Origin of the sequence: Limnohabitans parvus II-B4, from assembly GCF_003063455.1 — a bacterium.
In the GTDB taxonomy this organism is placed as follows: Bacteria; Pseudomonadota; Gammaproteobacteria; order Burkholderiales; family Burkholderiaceae_C; genus Limnohabitans_A; species Limnohabitans_A parvus.
This window is the reverse complement of record NZ_NESN01000001.1, coordinates 847,256-865,769: the sequence shown is the minus strand read 5'-3', so window position 1 is coordinate 865,769 and position 18,514 is coordinate 847,256. Positions and strand designations below refer to the sequence as shown.

Here is an 18,514-nt window from a genome sequence, read left to right as displayed (position 1 = left end):
AGTCAAATGATGGACCCGGTGCACGCCATGCGCCCTGGCTTGCTGCAATTGAACGCCTTGCCGCCGCTGTCGCTGTATGTGCACCTGCCCTGGTGCATCAAAAAGTGCCCCTATTGCGACTTCAACTCGCACGAATTCCGGGCAGGGGCTGATCCTGTCTCGACACAAGAGGCCTACATCAATGCGCTCTTTGCCGATCTGGAAGCCAGCTTGCCGCTGATCTGGGGCCGCAGCATTCAGACCGTGTTTCTGGGGGGTGGCACCCCCAGCTTGTTTTCACCCGAAGCCATTGACCGATTGATTTCTGGCATCCGTGCCCGTGTTCGTCTGGCACCCGATGCCGAAGTGACCATGGAAGCCAACCCCGGCACCTTCGAGAAAGACCGCTTCAAGGCTTTCCACCAGGCGGGCATCACCCGCTTGTCGATTGGCGTGCAGAGTTTTGACAACGCGCACCTCAAAGCCCTGGGCCGTGTGCACGACCGCGAGCAAGCATTGGCTGCCGTGACCGAAGCGGCGCAGGTGTTTGACACCTTCAACCTGGACCTGATGTACGCCTTGCCGGGCCAGACGCTGGCAGGCCTGACGCAAGACATTCAGACCGCGCTGGCTTTTGCGCCGCCGCATATCTCGATCTATCACCTGACGATCGAGCCCAACACGGTGTTTGCCAAGTTCCCGCCGACCTTGCCTGAAGACGATTTGGCCTACGAGATGATGGACCGCATCACCGAGCTGACCGCGTCGGCCGGGTTGGACAGGTACGAGGTGTCGGCCTACGCCAAGCCTGGCCATCAGTGTGCCCACAACCTGAACTATTGGCAGTTTGGTGACTATTTGGGCATTGGCGCCGGGGCGCACAGCAAGCTCAGTTTTGCCCACCGCGTGCTGCGCCAAGTGCGTTACCGCGAGCCTGCGCTGTACATGCAGCAAGCCATGAAGGGCGAGCCTGTGACGCAAAGCACCGAGGTGTCACGCCAAGAGTTGCCCTTTGAGTTCATGCTCAATGCCTTGCGCCTGCGCGGTGGCTTTGCTTTGGCCGATTACGTGGACCGCACAGGCTTGGCCATGACCAGCATTCAGCAGGGTTTGCAAGAGGCTGAAAAATTGGGTTTGATTGGCCGTGACCTGCACCAGGTTTGGCCGACAGAAAAAGGCTTTGATTTCTTGAGCGATTTGCAGGCCTTGTTTTTGTCTGAGGCAGATTAAGCTGCCACAGTCATCGGCTTTCAGAGGCGTTTGACTTTGATGCGCGAGAGCAGCAACTTGAAGCCATACAGCATCAGCAATGCACCAATGGCATCGCCAATGAACATTGGCCACACGTCGACCCAAATGTTCACATCGGCGCGTTTCATCAGTAACCAAACCAATTGATGGGCCGCCGAACTGGCCGCTGCAAAAATCAGGGTGAAGTTGAGCAGGCGTTGGGCCGTCATGTCTTGCAGCAGGTGCTGTGTGCGTTTGCCGCGTTCAAGGATTTTCAGAACCCACAAAGGTGTGAATCCTGAAACCACACCATTTACAAGTGCCAGCCACATGCTGCTGGTGCCCAGCGAGTCACGGTCTAGGAACCAAGTCGCCAACATGATGCCTGTGGCACCAGGAAGACCCAGTACCAACACCAGGATGACCCGAAAACCGGCAGGCAAAAACACCCAATTGACACCTTCGCTGTACACCAGGTCCGCAAACAGCCAGCCGTTGAACTGAAAGAAGCCTGCAAACAAAACCGCACCGCCAAGGGTCAGTGCGGTCGTTTCGAGAGCTTCTTGAATGGCGATTTTCATGCAGCCAGGCTTTGATGCGCCTGTTGCATGGATTGCCCAAGGTCATTGAAATAATCCAATGTCCGTTGTGTTGGAATCAAGAACTTGGCCCTGCGATCGCCCTCCAAGTTCAATGTGCTCAGCATTTCTTTTTCACGCAAACGCGTGATGCGCTTGTGCAGTGTGGCTGGCGAGCCCAATTCGGCCAAGCCAATCGCTTCTCGGACAGTCATGGGCTTGTTCTCATACCAGCGCAACACGACGGCCTGCAACAAGGCTTTTTCGTTCGCGTCCATCTCCATGCCATCGGGCAAAGCCTGGATGACCTTGGCGAGCTGCAAAAATCGCAGGTAGGCCGATACAAAGGGACTGTTGATTTTTTCCATAAATATGATTTTATCGAATTTCTATCAATAGTTAAATGGGTCGGGTTAATGAATGGTTAAGCTTCGGTAAAAGGAAACAAACATGACACATCGATTGGCCATCATTGGGCTGGGCATCATGGGCCGACGCATGCTGGAAAACGCGTTGCAACACCCGGCTTTTGAGGTCTCGGGTGTGTGGGACCCGTCTCCCCAATCGCTAGCCAAAACGCTGGATGCCATGCCGGGCGTGCCCGTCCAATCCAGCGCTGAAGCCACCATGGCCGGTGCCGATGTGGTTTATTTGGCTTGCCCACCAGGCCCCCGCAAAACCTATGCCTTGCAGGCTGCAGCCGCCGGGCAAGGTGTGTTCATGGAAAAACCCTTGGGCACCGACAACGCACAAAGTCGCGATCTGGTTGCAAAGCTGCGTCAGGCCCGTCTGCCGGGTGTTGTCAACTTCACCCAAGCGGCATCGCGGGGTTTTGACGAACTGCACCGGGCCATCAACGCCGGTGAAACGGGCGAAATTTTGGGCATCGACATCGTGGTGAACTACCCCGCTTGGCCACGTGCGTGGCAAAAAGACGCCGATTGGCTGCGCTTGCGCCACGAAGGCGGTTACACACGCGAGGTGATCTCACACTTCCTGTTTTTGGCAGGGCGCTTTTTGGGGCCGTTGACTCTGCAACAGGCCCTGCCACGTTATCCTCAAGACCGCACGCTGTGCGAGCTGGACATGTTGGCCCGGTTGACCACAGCAGACGGCAAGCCCGTGACGGTGATGGCCACCACCGGGGGGCAGCAGCCCGACCGGCAAGAAGTCACGGTGCGCGGTAGCCGCATGAACCACCAGTTCAGAGAGTTCTACCAACTGTGGCGTTCAGACGGTGGGCCATGGCAGGAGGCGCTCGACTGGACCACCGAAGATCCGCGTACCAGCGCTTTGCAACGTCAACTGAGCGAAGTCGATCTGTGGTTACAGGGCAAGCCCCACAAGCTCGCGACAGCAGAAGAAGCGCTGGCAGTGCAGGAGTTGGTGGAGGCGATGTTGGTGGGCAAGGTCTGATTGGGTTTTCCCATGCAAAACGCCCCTTTCAAGGGGCGTTTTGCATGGGGTGTGTTTGGCGGAAGCGGTGTCCGTATAAAATCCTTTTTAAGCAATGCTTTCAGATGCTTTTTTTATAAATACCATCTTCTATACCATCATAAAAAAAATAGCACTAACCTTAGTCCCAGTCGAGTTTTCTCTCATCATTGAGTCAGTCAAGTCATCGAAGACAGTAAAACACCCAACAGCTAATGTGTCGCCCGTTGCTACTGTGTTGCGCCAGACAAAGCGCTCGCTCTATGCTTCATGGCCACCATGCCGTTTTGCGTGAAGGTTGATAGGCGGCACACTGGAACTGATGCCAAAGCCTTGGCGAAGTATTTCGATATCGAAAACTCTATGGCGTTGCTAACTCAGGAGATGCACCATCGGCAGCGAAATCACCGCCTGCATGATCAGAAACGTCACCGCTGCCAACGTTAACGTGACCAAACCCTTCGCTGTCTAAGCTTGCTTTCAAGCTGAGTTACGCCTGGCTATCAAGCTCATCGCAGAGTTCAGCTAGCTGAATTAAATCGGCGGTGCCATAACGGCGTTTCAGTCTTTGAATGCGCATGACTTCGATAACGAAAAACTGGCTTTGCGTGCTCAGTTGTCTTCTATTCAAGCCCAATGGAATTTGCGTCTTCAATCTGAACATGTTCATTTGTCATTCGTTCCAGCTGAGAAGAAGCCCTCAGAATATTGAAAGAACTAGTTTAAAAATAATTTTCAAATACACACAGTAATTAAAAAATGACTTTTATAGTGTTAAATTACGTCCATGGGTGATCTGAGGAGAGCATTCACCATCAAATCAGGACCGAGCTAGCTTGGAAAGGATTGAAGTGCTGAAGTCGCTAACGACGCCCGAGCTGCGGACTTCTCAGGTAAGTGCGAATCGAAAGTTTTCTTTCTGTTCAACGCAGCGGCTGATGAAAATCAGTTTCCCCGTGTAAACGGGGATGTCCCGACGATGTGATGTTGTTTCGGCAGTTTCACATTTTTCCCCTGTGTAAGCGGGGATGTCCCTACGATGTGATGTTGTTTCGGCAGTTTCACATTTGGTTCCCCATGTCAGTGGGGTTGGACTTGATACCTCTCGAAAACAGTCGTGAGACTGGGAAAAAGCCACCAGAAACGGTGGCTTTTTTTTGGAGGTTGGATTGCTACAGCTGCATCATGTTGCTGTGCTGAGTGGGATTTTTGGTCGGCCTTCATGAAGCGTCACAGTCTTCCTCAGTTGGGAAGTTCACACCTAAACCCCGTTCAGACCTTAGTCGCGTCGTAACCGAGCCGGTCGTTTTGATAATTTCCCGTCGTCAGGTCGAACAACATGACCTCTAATTTCCTCAAGACCGCAGACTCAATCAAGCAGCCAATGCTTCTTTATTAGGCTTAACCTCAAAGTCGAAGCTGTCTTCATAGTTGACTCCAGATCTCGGATAGCGGCCCAGTAGATCAGCTATCTTTCTGTGCCGATCCACGGCCTCTCGCCAAACATTGAGAGGTACTTTTAAATTGTCAGAGCATTTAAGTGCTAACGACATTTCTTGAAACGTCTTACCGTGCCCACTCTGGCAGTCGTCAACCGCATGGATAAGCTCGTGAACCAAAAGTCCAAGAACATCTACGGGTTCATAAACCAGTGGTGTGATGTAGATCTCATTGATGCCATCACGCGTCATGCTCTTTGCATGGCACACGGCGATGACACGTTTCTTTGCTTTTGGGTTGTAACCGAAGGTGCTAAAGCCGACTGAGACATGCACGGGTGGGATTTCGTACCCACATTCTTTGAACATGGGACGAAGCAGTTCAACGGCTTCCGCCAACCAAACTTCGGCATATTTGTGGATGACAGGCCTGTCTTCGTTCTTCACGCGGGGTGCTCTCATTGTTGCCATGCTTTTTCCAGAAGTGCTGCCACTTCTGTCCTCAATTCGTTGATTCTTTGGCTGGCTTGCTGCGCCCGCAACAATCTCTTTTCTTCTTCTTCGATCAATCCGGGTGGGCCACAGGGCACGTCTAGCGCATCGATGTCACGCGGCGCAACACGCATGACGTCGGGCGCTATGGCCTTTTGCTGCAAATAGTTTTGACCGTATTGAGATTGCAGCCACCAGAGCACCAGCTCCGGGCTGGGCGCGTTATCAGGCGCGTCTTGCTTGCGCCGGATGATCACAAAGCTTTGGTTTGGGACAGCCTGTACGCCGGGCTGGTGTCGGTAAATACCGGCTTTGGCGTACGAGTCTGGTGATCCCCTGAAGCACATGATCAAGTCCCCATCTCTGAGAATTTGCGCTTGTCTGCGTTCAAGTGAGTCCGTGGGGCAATCTTTCATTTTTCCAAGACTCACCCAACCATCTGCACTGATGTTGGCTGCACCAATTTCGCTGTATTGGCTGCGCTTTTCATCCCCCGTCTCCACAACGTGGTGCGATCTGAAAACATCCATGAACGACCCCAGCCGCATGAATTCATACCGGTCGCGAACAGGTGCAATCGCATCCAGTGGGGAAAACTGGCCGACTTCAAACGACAAGATCTTCCGCGCTTTACCCGAGCCTGGACGTCGGTTCAAAAGGGTTTGAACGCTCGCCGAATGAATATGGGAGCTACCTACGGCATTGCCCCGATCAAATTGCCTGGCGCGCCTTGGCAAACCAAAACCTTTGGCAACTGTCGTGGTCAAGGCCTCATCCATCAAATTCTCAAATGCCACCGCATCCACGTTGGCACCTTGCTCAAAAACCAAAATGCTGTGCGCCTGTGACCGCAAACCCAAAACCCCCATGGGCAACTGAATGACGCGCCGCAGTCCATGCTGCAGGCAATGGCGCAAGATCAACTCAGCCCGCCCACGACCTGCAGTGAGGTAATGGTTTGAAACCAGCACCACCACTTTTTGATAACCCGCGGTCAGGCATCGGTTAAGCAATCCTGCGTTGGTCGGCAGATCATCTTCCTTCGTTTCAGCCGGGTAGAAGGGCAAGTCCTGACGAGCCGCATTCACCAATAAAGCTGAGGCTGGCTTTTTCTCAGCAGCGACAAGCGTCTCGATTTCAAGAAATGCGCGATTGGAAAACTCAGGCGCCTTGAACCACATCCAAGCTTCTTCGAGCGTCTTCTCCAACGAGTTGGGCCAAACAATTGCCTGCTCCGACTGAAACTCATCGCCCACCGCCCATGCGCGCCTGTGCTGTTCATCCAGGCCGTAAAGAAGCCCGAGACCATCCAATGCATAGGTGTGAACCTGCGCGCTTTGCGACAGGTCCAACATGTAATTCACGACATCAACCGGGGTGACAGCGGCAGCGTTACGTCCCGCTGCTTCAGTGGCCAAACCATGCAGGACGCCGGATCCACCATCGACCCCGTCGATGCGATCGGTGCCCTTAATATCTCCGGTAAAACCCAAATACTCTCTCAAGCCGCTCAGTATTGGTGCCATCACCTCATCAGCACCTGACGGGTTCATTTTTCTAATGGCTTCCAAAGCTTGGACGTAGTGAACTGGGGTCAGCTCCTCATCAAAGTCCAGACCAGCAATGCGACCACCCCAGCCAGGGCGCGCCATCATGCTCGCCAAAGCACTTTGCAGGCAAACATGTGCGACCCGAGCCGCAGGCGCATCGGATTTGAGCTGGGTGATCCACGAAGGATAGTTAAAGGCCACGCGTTCATTGGTGTCGCGGTAAGCGCGGGCGAAAAACTCAAACAGTGATTTGCTTGTTTCAGTGCTCATAGTGCTGAATCCTTTTCTTGCCTTGGTAGGCATACATAGCGGTGATCACGCGGCCTTCTTTGGCGACCAAGCGCAAATGCTTCTTCTTTTCAATCATGCAGATGTCCTTTTTGGAGACCCCTTCAGCGCGCATGAGCTTCAGGCTTTCGCGACTGAAGTGCAGGCGCTGGCCATGCCCAGATGCCCGCACTTCATCGGCAAAGACTGCCAAGTCAAAAATGATCGACGGTACTGCGCGCTGCTGGCAGCGCTCGTGTTTGGCGTGTTTAGACAGTTTCATTGCATTATCCTTTATCGTGAGGCTTTGACGATTTCTAGGTTGTTAAAAAAAATGACCTTCCGGCTTGTTTTCTCGTAGATCCGGCCGTTGCGCACATCACAGCCAGCGCCACGGCTTGCATCCCGGAAACCGAAGTCGAACGTATGGCGAGGGGCAACCGATTTGGTTGCGTAGGCCGCTGATTTCAAAATGTTCTTCATGTCTCAATCTCCATCGTCAAAAATTATCAAAAATACTCCGTTGTTTAAAAAACCACCGTTGGGTGGTCTTTTGAGCTTTTTTGGTGGGACACGATGTCCCACCAGTTTTCTTCTAAACACTGTGAGATTTCTCACAGCATCCGTTCGTGAGACACCGTGTCTCACCGATTAGAAGCTGTGGAACATACTGTTCCACCAAACTTTTAACCTTAAAAGTTAAAAACCTTGGGAGAGAATTCTCTCTCAAAGTCTCAGATAGAACTTCTATCTGAACTGGGTTGGAAGTGTCTTACCTGGTAGGTAACTTTACCGCAGCCTAACAATTGTTAGATTAACTGTTGTTAATTAATTTAATACTTTATAAGTAAATTAATTAACAGAACTTTATCTTCTCACAATTTTGTTGGTTTGTCAACCCCCTGCCTTTTCGCTAACTGCCGCGCAAAGGCGGGCTGTATTCAATTAAGCAACCCGTTTTCCTCCTTTTCTGCCCTTCGCAAACCATCGGCCAGCGCAGTGAGCATCTCGGAGGCTTGTTCTTTCCAAGCGTTGATGGCGTAGATAGATTGCGTCTGATTTACGTCATCTTGAACCATCAGCACGGCACGCAATGTTGGAGATTGATAACAATTTGCGACTTTCTCGATCGTTATGGCGAAGTGCCCCAGCTTTTCATCTGGGATGTTGCTGATCAAGTCAACTACACGGGCTTTGAGTTCGTCATTGGTCATTTTCATTCCTGGGTTGTTGTTGTGCGTCCCACAACGCCTTCGAGATCCCTGTGCACAGCAGCCTGCAGTTCAGGGCTGACGGCTTTGAGGAAGTCCCTTAACAGTCGCTGGGCGTGACGATCTAAAGGCAGACCGTACTTGTCGGCTGCCCATTGGATGAACAGGGCCCATACTGGGGCGGCAGATCCCGCGGCTTTCATGTGGCGGGTCACAAACCATTCGAGGAAGGTCACATGGTTTGAGCGCATACATGTCGCCAGTGCCGATCGGAACTGGGTGTGCCTCAGGGCAACCTGGTTGAAATCATTGAGCAGAATTTTCACAACGTGGCTTGGGCCCATGGGCTCGTTCAGTACCAGATCCAATTCATGGCGAGACGGCTGTGGGTTTCGGGCCTGTGTGGTGCTGGGGAGTTCGGGCGGCAATGGGCGCGCGCTGACGGTCTTGCTGGGGGCCGACGCGGGTACGGAGTCGCTGTCGCTTTGCTTGCGCAGAAAAGCAGGGATCTCGATGTCATCCATGCCCGCATTGGCCATGCCGTCCACACGTGCAGCCGCATGGGTGCGGTTGCTGCGCCAGTATGCAGGCGCGGAAAAAGTCTGGGTATGTGACTCGTTAATAGAGAAAGACGCGCACTCACTGCGCATGTACTGAATTGATGAATGCTGAATGGCCACCGTTCCGTGCCCACCCCAGCCAGCCGCCAACATGGGCCGCACTTGATGAAGCTCGGGCAGGTCTTCGGCTTTTTCTGCTTCTGCTCGTTCATGTACCAAGATCAAGTTGGTTTCACTGCTGACCAGTTGGTACTGCATAGCCAGGGCCTCGCGGTCCTTGGCACTTTTCATGTCACGCATACGAAGGGCGGCTGCAATGCGCGAAAGCTCAATGTGCTCGCACCACTGCACTTGGCATTTCTGGGCAGGTTTGCCGGTGCTGACCACCAGCTCGCCCGGTGTGACTTGCAATTGGCTCCATGTGCTCATGCTCTCGCCGGGCGTTGCGTGGCGTGCGCTCGGGGCGCTCCAGAGCATCGGGGCTTCGCAGTGAACAGTTTGTACGGCCGCTTGGCTTTGGCGCAAGCGGATCAGCAACCGCTCAACGGCCTTTTGCATGTTCTCGCCCGGTGTCACCATTTCGCAGGCACCCCCCGTCACTTCGGCCATGTCTTGCAACAAGCTTTCAGCCGGTGACGAGCCCACCCCAAGCGCAAAAATCCGGTGACCAGCGGCGCGCACGGTGGCGATGGTCTTTTCAATATTCCAAACCTCGCCGTCGGTGATCAGCAGAATCACGGCATCACTGATCGATTCACGGTCGTAGCGCTCAATCTCGATAACGCTTTGTAGTGCTTGGTCAATCTCGGTACCGCCCAAATCGGCCTTGAGCCGTCGCACGCCAGCTTTGAGCACCTGTTTGTAAATTAGGCTGCACGGTTGCAGTTGCTTGTGTTCATGCACTACATGGCTGCCAAAGCGGGTGAGTGAAACCATGTCGGCGCTGTTCAACTGGCCCAGTAACCAGTGCAGACTATCACCCGCCTGCGCAATGCTGTCGCCCTGCATTGAACCCGAGCAGTCGACCAGAATTTTCAGGTTCAACGGCCGTGTCCGCGGTGTTTGATCGGGGCGATAAATCGAGCCCGTGAAAACGGTCGCCTCACCCGGCTTCGTTGGATCCGGCGCAGCCAAAGCAAAGTTGAGATCCTGAATGCGGTCGATGACGAGCACAAAGTCACGGTCCAGCCAGGCCATGCCATGGAGTTTGTAGGTGTTGATGTCACCTTGGCGGGTTTGGTGGATCGTGTGCGTGGGGCTATGCACCATGCTTGCGCTCAACGTTTCGTCCAACTCCAGACTGATGAACAGTCGCTGTTCAACCTGGGCATCGGGTGCCATGCGCTGATGCAAGCGCAGTCCGGCATCGGCAGCATCGCCATAGCGTGGTGCGATGGTTGTAGGCATGCTCAGCCGGATGGCTCCGTCCACGACCTTGAGGATCTGGGCATAGTCAATCTCAACGACCACTTCATCACCAGGCTGAATGTTGCCGATGTTGGCCGTGTACAGGTCTTTGCCAGCCTTCTCCAACATCACAGGCAAGTCGCCAGTGTCGATGGCTTGGTCGTATTCGGACTCGGCCACTTTGCGGGGCTTGACCACCCCGCTCAAACGCTTGCCGTTTAGCTCGACGCTCATGCCCAGCAACACGCTTTGCCAAGCCAGCGGGAAGGTATAGACGCACTCGATGTTGGTCTCAGACCAATTCTTGTAGACCTGGCGCACCTTCATTTGAGCCACCAGACCGCTGATGCGGCCAGTCACATGGGCCGACAGCAAACCCACATGGGCTTGGCCATCCTGGGCGCGCAGGCCGACTTTTTGGTCATTCGGGGTCATGAAGGTTTTCCCATTGGTTGAGGACAGCGCGAACAAATTGACGGAGTTTTTCTGGGGGCAGGCCTGCGGCCTGCGGCTCCAGGTGCAACTCGACACCGGGGGCAATGAAAACTTTGCTGATCACCGAGATGTCACCGGCAGTCCTTGGGGGCGGCAATGGCGGCGTGGTGCCCTGCATTTGGTGCTTGATGCGCTCGAGCGGCATGCCTTGATCCGCCATTGCGCGCACCTGCAGCAACTGATCCAGATGCCGCTGGTTGTAACGCGCATGTTTACGATCACCCTCGTGCCGTTCCACCAGGCCCAGCTGGATGTAATAGCGGATCGTGCGCAGCGGCAAGTCGGTCAGGGCGCTGAGTTGATCAAGGGTAAAAGTCGTATCCATGTTTTTATTATACAGCTCAACTGTCATTTGTAAACTGTCATTTAAAAAATGGATACCAGTGACTGAGCATCAACAGAGAATTGGCCTCAACCGTTCAATGTCGAGGAATTTGGTCGGGTGAGAGGGATGCCAGGCACAGTTGTGCCGCAAGGTGCGGCACAACCTGAGCAAGGAATCCATGGGTCCCTTGCTGGATCGATGGCTCAAAGGCTGAGGCTAAGCGTGAAATTTGAGCGGATCACGGCTGCACCAACTCAGGGACGCCATCGCCCGCAGCCCACACAAACGCATGTTGCTCGTAATGCCGGGCCAGTGACTTCGCCGCTTCCAGATCTAAGCCCAGCACTAACACGCTGACCTCACCCGGCCAGTTGTTGCTGGGATGCTGACCGATGCCGTCGATGCAGGTCAATCCGCTCTTTTTGAGGGTAGCTTTCAGCTCGTTTTGGCGGGCTTTGTTTTCTTTGGCCGGAAGGTTTTGACTGAACGGGTTCCAGGCGGTGATGAACGCCGCGCTCAAAGCATTTTGATCAGTCATGAGAATTTTGAGCTCCGAACAAGGCCGACCGATGTGCATCGTGAACGGGGGTTCGTGATGCACGATGTAGTGTGTCTGTCCAAAGGCTTGCAGTAGTTCGGTGGACAAGGTCTGAGGAGTCGTCATGGCTTGTTTCGATTGCTGCTTTTCGGGGTTGTTAATCAAACAGCGAGATAGCATCAGTGCGGATGCTCTTCCAATTTTTGTCGATGTTTTCTCTCGCGTTTTGCACAGCGATCGAGGCATCCTTCAAGTCATCAATATCGTTCTGGTCGCAACGGCTGGTGCGCCCCAACCAGTGGCAGGCTTGTGCCAGTTCAACCAGCAACGAGTAAAACTGGTAGTGGTTTTTGACCAAGTAAAGCCGAGCTGTGTTGTTGCTGTATCTGGCCATTATCTTGCCTTCATGCCCAACGATCACCGTAGGGTCGCCGCAATACTGCAACCGGTCCAGAAAGAGATCCCACGCGCTGTGATGTTCGCGCAAATATTCAAAGACGGCATAACTGACCTCTGCTTTGCAATCGCGGCCAAGGCGCATGTATTCGCGTTCGATGTTTTGGTGCACCGCTTTTAAATTTTGCTCGAGGGTGTCGAGCATACGGTTCATTTCCTGGACGGTAATGCTCTGTTTCTGATGTGCGCCGGGCAGGCCAACTTCATTCGAGATGAAATCACAGCCGCACGCAATGCAGTGACGGTTGATGCCGTCATCGTCAATGACGCAGCCCGCCAGATGAATTAACCCGTATTTGTGCGCTTCCATCATTTCATGGCTAGGTTTGCCGTAAGCAATCTCAACAGTGGCAACGCTTTTGCATTTGGGGCAGTGTATGTACATGGCTTCTCTTTCGAGGATCATCACATCAACGATTTTGATCATCGATATGATTGCGGATTTTTCGGGCTTACCGTTGCTTGGTTAGTGTGTAATTCTCAGCCGCACATCCAGCTCTGGTCGATGTGATCTGTGGTGTTTCGATGGATGTGTTATCACCACAAGGGCGTCTGCGGTGTAGATAAAGTTCATCGCTCTGTTTTGTACGGAAAAGCCCTTGAATACTCAATTGCCTTCTCGAAAATTTCGTCGTAAAAACCATCCATACGCACCATTTCTACAGTGTGAAAGTTCTGCTTAAGTGCGTCAGCCATGTTAAAAAAAACGCGATCTTTCGAAGACTCTCCCGCCTTATCTGCAAAGTGGTTGTAAGCAGCATCGTGATACCCGGCGCGAATGATCGACATAGTCTCTCCGCTCTCAATGGCCCATTGCAATTCTTCGACGGTGGATATTTGAGCTAACTCCAAAGCAATTTCGGTCAACACACCGCTGCGCCACCGTATGTAGTCAGCTGGCGTCAGGTCTTCGACTTGTCCGGTGTGTCGAATGTGCATGGCTATCGCTCCTTCATGAATATTGATGAGTGAGAGGATCGAGGCATGAGCCTCTCACTCGCAGTCGGTCAGTTGAAAGTTCAGGCGGATTTACAGCGAGGCTGAAAACTGGTTGTACCGTGCGATGTAAGCGCGCCTTTGAGCATCAAACTCATTGAGCTTTTGCGTCAATTCAGGCAGGTAATGTGTGACAAGGTCCAGCGGTGCCCCATCAGTAATAGGTTCGGTGCTGAACAGCCCCGAGGCCGGGTTGTAAAAGCAGTTGTCAGTTTCCGGCAGGATCACGCGGATGAATCCCGATCCGGGCACAGTCTGGATGTTGATGGATTGGTTTGGCAGCTGAATGGTGGCGTTGGCCATGATGATTTCCTTTACCCGCAGACATTTGGAACGTCGGCGGCGTGCGGGATAAGGGCGCTGCGTGACGCTTTAGCCATGAATTTGTAATGCGCCCAGGCAAGTGGTCTGGAATAAATCCGGCGCGAATAAATTGTAGCTCTAATTTCTACTTATTTGCAAGTGCTAACCCCTCCCAATCCGTCGTAAACCCCGACGAAATCCTCTCCTGTTTCATCGCCCACAGCTTGATGGCCTTAGGTGCTCCCGCACTGGCCAGCTTGAGGGTGCCACGTCCGTAGCGTTGATTCACCTGATCCATGGCGTCCATGAGGCGCACGCGGTTTTCGGGCATCACTTCGTCAAAGTCCAGCGTCAGTTGTTCGCGGGTGGCCGGCTGCAGGTCCATCAGCATCACGCCTGCTTTGGCGTACTTGAAGCCGGGGCGGTAGATGCGTTTGATGATGGCGTTGGCCGCTTGAGTGATGTGCGCGCTGTCGCTGGTGGGCGAGGGCAGGGGGATGCTTGCGCTGCGGCTGTATTGAGGGTCTTGTTTCCTGAACGGACTGGTGCGGATGAAGGCCATGATGTGGCCGGTGTGGCTGCCTTGCTTGCGCAGTTTTTCTGCGGCACGGCATGCGAATTCGGTGATGGCTTCTTGCAGCTCGATCAACTCCGTCACCGGATGTCCGAAGCTCCGGGTGCAGGCAATTTGTTGTTTAGCCGGGGGCTCGTCTTCAAACTCAATGCAAGGCACGCCGTTGAGTTCACGCACTGTTTTTTCCAGCACCACCGACCAGCCTGCTTTGGCTGCGGCCGGACTCATGCGCTGCAGGTCCAGCGCGGTGTGCACGCCGTTCTCACGAAGCTGCGCGCCGATCTTGCGGCCGACGCCCCAGACGTCGCCCACTTCGGTGGCTTGCAGCAGGGCTGCCAGTTCTTGCGCGTTGCACTCGCCCAAGTGGCAGATTTGCGCGTGATGCGCCGGGTAGCTGCCGGGCTTGCGTTCAGCGCTTTTGGCGATGGCGTTGGCCAACTTGGCGAGGGTCTTGGTCGGGCCAATACCGATGCACGTCGGAATGCCGATCCATTGATGAATGCGCCTGCGGATCTTGCGGGCACGCAACACCAAATCACCGGGGATGCCGCTCAGGTCGATGAAGCTTTCATCAATGCTGTAGACCTCCTGCATGTGGCCTAGGCCTGCGGCCAGCGTCATCATGCGGTCGCTCATGTCGCCGTAAAGAGCAAAGTTCGCAGACAAGGCGATCAGGCCCGCGTCGCGTTCGAGCTCGCGCAACTGGAAGTAGGGCGCGCCCATCTTGATGCCGAGCGCTTTGGCTTCGTCACTGCGGGCAATGGCGCAGCCGTCGTTGTTCGACAGCACGACCACCGGCCGGCCTTGCAGCCAGGGCTGAAAGACGCGTTCGCAGCTGCAATAGAAGTTGTTGCCGTCGACCAGGGCAAGCATGTCAGACCGCGTGTTGCACGATGCTGGCCACGACCACGCCCCAGACCTCGATCGCTTGGCCATCGTTGGGCACGATGTCGGCAAAGTCGGGATTGGCCGCGACCAGGCGGAAGAAGTCGGGGCCTGTCTGCAAAATCTTGCAAGTGAAATCGCCATCGACCACGGCGATGACGATGTGACCGCTCTCGGGCTTGATCGCCCGGTCCACCAGCACGACCGATCCATCCAAGATGCCCGCGTCGCGCATGGAATGCCCGCTCACGCGCAGCATGAACGTGGCCTGCGGGTGCTTGATGAGCTGGCTCATCAAGTCGATGCGTTCGACGTGGTGGTCTTCAGCCGGGGAGGGGAAACCGCACTGCACGCTGGTGGAAAACGCTTTGATGACAAGCGGACCGGGGGGCAGGGGTTGAGGTGTGGAGAGGTTGGGCACGATGTCGCCGATACTGTATAAATCAACAGTATAATGACATCCTCAGCAATTTGCAGTTGCCTGATGAACTTGTTTGATGCGCCCCTCTGCTGGATGGTGGAGGGGCATTTTTTATGGGCGGTTCTGTTCCGTTTGATGGTCCGAGGATTGACCATGCACGTACTGTATGGATACGTTTGATGTGCACATCGTGATGAATCTATTACCAAGACTTGGAAGATCGTTATGCCAGAGTATCTGGCCTGTTTCTGGTTTCAAACCCCAGATGTGACCATTGCATGAAGCAATCAAAACATCGTTGACCAGAATGACTGTTACGTCGCCTGAAGACGCAGCATTAAAGACAAATTTGGTCTTCAATTTTGTTCTCCAGACCTCTTTGCCATCCTTTACGTCGAGAGCAAAAACGTGTCCATTTGTTCCGCAGTAAATCATTTTTTTCTCCCTGTCCATTTTTGGTTACGGTGATTTGTCTATCGCCATCAGTTCCGCTGGCCAGGCCCGCAAAAACTCCCCACTCTCGCTCGCACGGGCCTGCAGCCAGTCGTCGTACCGATCAGGCGGCAGGATCACGACCGAGCGTTTTTCATCCTGCGGCTTGTGGAAGTTGCGCATGAAGGGGTGTTCGTCGGCGTTGATCGTCAACATGGTGAAGCTGTGCACGGTCTCGCCTTCGGGTAAGCGCCATTGCGCCCACAACCCGGCCAAGCCCATGGGCTCACCACTGGCCAGGGTGATGCGGGTGGGCATGGCTTTGCCGCTGCACCAGTCGGGTTCAAAGCAGGTTTCGATACTCGCAAAAATTGTTCTGCTCCTAGGGCTGCGCGCCCTGATTGCGGTGCGCGTTGAAGAAACGAATGCTCTCTTCGAACAGTCTTGCGTGCTCTGAATCTTCAAGCGCCTTGATACCAAAAGCGCGGAAGGTCACTTCGATGAAGTGGTCATTTTTCGTTTTGATGGTCGAGATGTCGTAGACGTGTCGCTGCCCAGGCACTGCCCGCATCCACAAAGGGACCGGTTTCTTGAGTATTTTGGGGTTCCCCTTGATAAGAATCTCGCGCCCCTGAATGTCAACAACAAATGTCCCCTCTCCCTTTGGCAAGGAAAATGTTGACAGCGGACCAGTTTCTCGCAGCAGAGGCCACCATCCTGCTTTCTTTTTTTCTAATGCCTCCGCCGGATACCTTTGCGGAGTAAGGTCTGGATCGGTGCAAGGATGCTTAGGCCATGGCGGGCCAAGGTCGTCGAAGAAAACAGAACCGCCCTCTGGTGATTTGTAAAAGAAGACTGGCGCGCTGCAGACAGGACACTTGGCATTGGGGGTGGTGTGACTCTCTGCCTTGGACCAATCAGACGTAGACAACTGCCCATTGTTCTCATAAAAAACACCACCCCAGCCGCAGTTGCAATCGGGTCGATGATTGTGTGCATTGCATGGCATAAGTTGGCCTTTCGTTGTTGTGACCTAAAGGCCGGCTTGCTACTCGAGTAGCAATCAAGCCTTATGAGCGCGGTAGAGCGGGTGCAGCCCAGCTTTGATCACGCACAGTTCCCAGATACCAGGGGGCATCTTTCGGTCTCCGGCTTCCCACAACTGCCAAGCCCTCAAGCTCACGTGAACCAATTCCGCCGCTTCCTTCTGGGTGTAGCCGAGCGCCTTGCGGGCGCTCTTCAACTGCTCTGGTGTTGGTGATTTAAGCATGATTAGAATTATTTTACGAACAATGTTCGTTTTTGGCTGAATTTTCCGTAGAGTAAAAAATTTGCACCAGCAGTACGCGAGGAGAACAACATGGCGATTTGGTTTTGTGGAATGGACTTCAACTGTCCAAAGCAGTGGGATGAATTGAATGCAACAGCCGATCCTCTTGTTCGTGACTGCGAGGAGTGCGGCAAACCAGTGCACTTTGTCGACAGCCAAGAAGAACTGGAAGTTGCGGCAGAAGAGGGCAAATGCATCGCCTTTTTCAACCAGGAGAAAGATGACTTGCCGACCGAAAAGCGGAACGAACTTCGGCGGACTTGGCGTATCAATTCAAGGGGTGGGCGAATCACACTTGGACTCCCGCGCAGGCCCATGGGTGACAAACTCAAGTCGTTCATTGACAACATGTAGGACGGCGGAAACGGAGACATGACTGCAATGAATACCGTCTATTACCTACCCGGCGCTGGCGGCCAGTTGGCCACCGGACTGGGGCAAGCCCTGCGAGACAGGGGTTTCGATGTCACCGGCCGCCAGACACGTGGCGAGTTTCGGGCGCTGGGCTTCATGGATCAGTTGCAGCTTATTCGAGATGACTTGCAGTCGTACTTCTGGAACAAGCATGCAAGGGTGATTTGCAATTCCTACGGTTCGTACCTGTTCCTGCATGCACAGTCGCAGATGGAGCCGTTCCCCGGCCGGGTGCTTATGCTTTCGCCCATCGTTGGCGAGTTCACGAGCGACGAGACGAGCACCACGTTCTCACCGCCTCGCCCGACTCGACTCAAGGAGTTGGCCGAGACGGGGCAGTTCCCTGCACCTGCCAGATCTGAAATCCATGTCGGTTCAGAGGACTGGCAAAGCATTCCGGCCAATGTGCAGGCCTTCGGTCATTTAACCGGTATTCCAGTCACCGTGGTGCGCGACGGCGGTCACAACCTGCCCAAGACCTATGTGAGCGACTTGCTGGATCAGTGGCTTAAAGATTGAGCCCCTGTTGAGGCGCTGCTGCCGCCATGCAATCTGCTGGCCAAGCCCGCAAAAATTCCCCACATTCGCCCGCACTGGCCTGCAGCCAGTCGTCGTACCGATCAGGCGACAGGATCACGACCGAGCGTTTTTCATCCTGCGGTTTGTGGAAGTTGCGCATGAAGGGGTGTTCATCGGCGTTGATGGTCAGCATGGTGAAGCTGTGCACGGTCTCGCCTTGGGGTGAGCGCCATTGCGCCCATAGACCAGCCAAGCCCATGGGCTCGCCGTTGGTCAGGGTGATGCGGGTGGACACCGCTTTGCCGCTGCGCCAGTCGGGTTCGTAGATGGCTTGCGCTGGGATGATGCAATGCTGTGCCCGGCGCCAAGCGTCGCGGAAGCTTGGCTTTTCTGCCACGGTCTCGCTTCGCGCGTTGTAAGTGTGGCTGGCGATCTTGTCGTCTTTGGACCAGTGCGGGATCAGGCCGAAGCTGCCAAGCAACGCTTCACGCGGGGGCACCGCGTCATCGCCCACGTCTGCGTGAGGATGGCGGCGAATGAAGGTGCTTTTGTAACCAGGCCAGACGTCGCGCTTTGCCAGCTCGCTGGGCAAGTCGATGTCGAAATGCTTTTTGAGTAGGGCTTTGTCGTGGGGGGATTCGTAGTGGGCGCACATGCCATTTTTCCAATCTCTTCTGGC

The 18,514-nt window shown here is 54.3% G+C and carries 24 protein-coding genes and 1 pseudogene; 4 read left to right on the top strand and 21 right to left on the bottom strand.

The window, feature by feature from the left end; all coding sequences use genetic code 11:
* Nucleotides 1-6: 6 nt before the first annotated feature.
* Nucleotides 7-1,209 carry a radical SAM family heme chaperone HemW gene (gene hemW / locus B9Z37_RS04035; RefSeq protein ID WP_108311711.1) on the top strand — a complete coding sequence of 401 codons (1,203 nt, stop codon included), beginning with the start codon at nt 7-9 and terminating at the stop codon, nt 1,207-1,209.
* Between the two features lie 20 nt (nt 1,210-1,229).
* Here the strand turns inward: hemW and B9Z37_RS04030 are convergent, their stop codons facing one another.
* Both B9Z37_RS04030 and B9Z37_RS04025 read right to left on the bottom strand, forming a co-directional pair.
* On the bottom strand, nt 1,230-1,790 hold the full coding sequence (locus B9Z37_RS04030; protein ID WP_108311710.1) for a hypothetical protein: 561 nt from the start codon (nt 1,788-1,790) through the stop codon (nt 1,230-1,232).
* Entirely contained in the window at nt 1,787-2,155 is a 369-nt protein-coding gene (locus B9Z37_RS04025) for a hypothetical protein (protein WP_108311709.1), read from the bottom strand. Before B9Z37_RS04025 ends, B9Z37_RS04030 begins: the two co-directional genes overlap by 4 nt.
* 82 nt (nt 2,156-2,237) lie before the next feature.
* Between B9Z37_RS04025 and B9Z37_RS04020 the strand changes: the two genes are divergently transcribed.
* A complete protein-coding gene (locus tag B9Z37_RS04020; RefSeq protein WP_108311708.1) occupies nt 2,238-3,203 on the top strand; it encodes a Gfo/Idh/MocA family protein in 966 nt (321 codons plus the stop codon).
* 508 nt (nt 3,204-3,711) lie between these two features.
* On the opposite strand, the gene B9Z37_RS14425 is transcribed toward B9Z37_RS04020, so the two are convergent.
* The 18 genes and pseudogenes from B9Z37_RS14425 to B9Z37_RS03930 all read right to left on the bottom strand — a co-directional run bounded on the left by B9Z37_RS14425 (nt 3,712) and on the right by B9Z37_RS03930 (nt 16,842).
* On the bottom strand, nt 3,712-3,885 hold the full coding sequence (locus B9Z37_RS14425; protein ID WP_205872536.1) for a hypothetical protein: 174 nt from the start codon (nt 3,883-3,885) through the stop codon (nt 3,712-3,714).
* A 709-nt stretch (nt 3,886-4,594) separates the two neighbouring features.
* Complete coding sequence (locus tag B9Z37_RS04010; RefSeq protein WP_146179700.1) at nt 4,595-5,107, bottom strand: SprT-like domain-containing protein; 513 nt, start codon at nt 5,105-5,107, stop codon at nt 4,595-4,597.
* An 11-nt stretch (nt 5,108-5,118) separates the two neighbouring features.
* Nucleotides 5,119-6,972: a restriction endonuclease subunit S domain-containing protein gene (locus tag B9Z37_RS04005; RefSeq protein ID WP_108311705.1), complete on the bottom strand. Its 1,854-nt coding sequence runs from the start codon at nt 6,970-6,972 to the stop codon at nt 5,119-5,121.
* Nucleotides 6,962-7,252: a hypothetical protein gene (locus B9Z37_RS04000; RefSeq protein WP_108311704.1), complete on the bottom strand. Its 291-nt coding sequence runs from the start codon at nt 7,250-7,252 to the stop codon at nt 6,962-6,964. Before B9Z37_RS04000 ends, B9Z37_RS04005 begins: the two co-directional genes overlap by 11 nt.
* A gap of 11 nt (nt 7,253-7,263) precedes the next feature.
* Nucleotides 7,264-7,452, bottom strand: a complete 189-nt coding sequence (locus B9Z37_RS03995) for a hypothetical protein (protein WP_108311703.1) — start codon at nt 7,450-7,452, stop codon at nt 7,264-7,266.
* A 458-nt stretch (nt 7,453-7,910) separates the two neighbouring features.
* Nucleotides 7,911-8,183, bottom strand: a complete 273-nt coding sequence (locus B9Z37_RS03990; RefSeq protein WP_146179699.1) for a hypothetical protein — start codon at nt 8,181-8,183, stop codon at nt 7,911-7,913.
* Nucleotides 8,184-9,334: 1,151 nt separating this feature from the next.
* Nucleotides 9,335-10,582 (bottom strand): annotated as a pseudogene (locus B9Z37_RS14620) (VIT domain-containing protein); the annotation flags it as partial.
* Entirely contained in the window at nt 10,569-10,967 is a 399-nt protein-coding gene (locus B9Z37_RS03980; protein ID WP_167394314.1) for a MerR family transcriptional regulator, read from the bottom strand. The gene B9Z37_RS03980 and the pseudogene B9Z37_RS14620, both read right to left, overlap by 14 nt.
* 238 nt (nt 10,968-11,205) lie before the next feature.
* Nucleotides 11,206-11,505: a DUF3293 domain-containing protein gene (locus tag B9Z37_RS14420; protein ID WP_167394313.1), complete on the bottom strand. Its 300-nt coding sequence runs from the start codon at nt 11,503-11,505 to the stop codon at nt 11,206-11,208.
* A gap of 157 nt (nt 11,506-11,662) precedes the next feature.
* Entirely contained in the window at nt 11,663-12,388 is a 726-nt protein-coding gene (locus tag B9Z37_RS03970) for a hypothetical protein (RefSeq protein WP_108311698.1), read from the bottom strand.
* A gap of 143 nt (nt 12,389-12,531) precedes the next feature.
* Entirely contained in the window at nt 12,532-12,900 is a 369-nt protein-coding gene (locus B9Z37_RS03965) for a hypothetical protein (RefSeq protein ID WP_108311697.1), read from the bottom strand.
* Nucleotides 12,901-12,990: 90 nt separating this feature from the next.
* Nucleotides 12,991-13,260 (bottom strand): hypothetical protein, encoded by a 270-nt coding sequence (locus B9Z37_RS03960; protein WP_108311696.1) that lies wholly within the window; start codon nt 13,258-13,260, stop codon nt 12,991-12,993.
* Nucleotides 13,261-13,405: 145 nt separating this feature from the next.
* The gene (locus B9Z37_RS03955) at nt 13,406-14,707 is read right to left on the bottom strand and encodes a Y-family DNA polymerase (protein WP_108311695.1); all 1,302 of its coding nucleotides are present in this window, start codon (nt 14,705-14,707) and stop codon (nt 13,406-13,408) included.
* A 1-nt stretch (nt 14,708) separates the two neighbouring features.
* Complete coding sequence (locus B9Z37_RS03950) at nt 14,709-15,140, bottom strand: LexA family protein (protein WP_108311694.1); 432 nt, start codon at nt 15,138-15,140, stop codon at nt 14,709-14,711.
* A 111-nt stretch (nt 15,141-15,251) separates the two neighbouring features.
* Complete coding sequence (locus B9Z37_RS14775; RefSeq protein ID WP_167394312.1) at nt 15,252-15,575, bottom strand: outer membrane protein assembly factor BamB family protein; 324 nt, start codon at nt 15,573-15,575, stop codon at nt 15,252-15,254.
* A 24-nt stretch (nt 15,576-15,599) separates the two neighbouring features.
* The gene (locus B9Z37_RS03940) at nt 15,600-16,037 is read right to left on the bottom strand and encodes an SOS response-associated peptidase family protein (protein ID WP_276308847.1); all 438 of its coding nucleotides are present in this window, start codon (nt 16,035-16,037) and stop codon (nt 15,600-15,602) included.
* A complete protein-coding gene (locus B9Z37_RS14300) occupies nt 15,955-16,581 on the bottom strand; it encodes a hypothetical protein (protein ID WP_205872535.1) in 627 nt (208 codons plus the stop codon). The genes B9Z37_RS03940 and B9Z37_RS14300 overlap by 83 nt, the downstream gene beginning before the upstream one ends.
* Before the next feature lie 54 nt (nt 16,582-16,635).
* Complete coding sequence (locus B9Z37_RS03930; protein ID WP_108311690.1) at nt 16,636-16,842, bottom strand: helix-turn-helix domain-containing protein; 207 nt, start codon at nt 16,840-16,842, stop codon at nt 16,636-16,638.
* A 90-nt stretch (nt 16,843-16,932) separates the two neighbouring features.
* Between B9Z37_RS03930 and B9Z37_RS03925 the strand changes: the two genes are divergently transcribed.
* Together B9Z37_RS03925 and B9Z37_RS03920 are read left to right on the top strand one after the other, a co-directional pair.
* Complete coding sequence (locus tag B9Z37_RS03925; protein WP_108311689.1) at nt 16,933-17,256, top strand: hypothetical protein; 324 nt, start codon at nt 16,933-16,935, stop codon at nt 17,254-17,256.
* Between the two features lie 18 nt (nt 17,257-17,274).
* A complete protein-coding gene (locus tag B9Z37_RS03920) occupies nt 17,275-17,835 on the top strand; it encodes a hypothetical protein (RefSeq protein WP_108311688.1) in 561 nt (186 codons plus the stop codon).
* Here B9Z37_RS03920 and B9Z37_RS03915 read toward each other — a convergent pair.
* Nucleotides 17,825-18,490, bottom strand: coding sequence for an SOS response-associated peptidase (locus tag B9Z37_RS03915; protein ID WP_108311687.1), 666 nt, complete (start codon nt 18,488-18,490; stop codon nt 17,825-17,827). The genes B9Z37_RS03920 and B9Z37_RS03915 overlap by 11 nt on opposite strands.
* Nucleotides 18,491-18,514 lie beyond the last annotated feature (24 nt).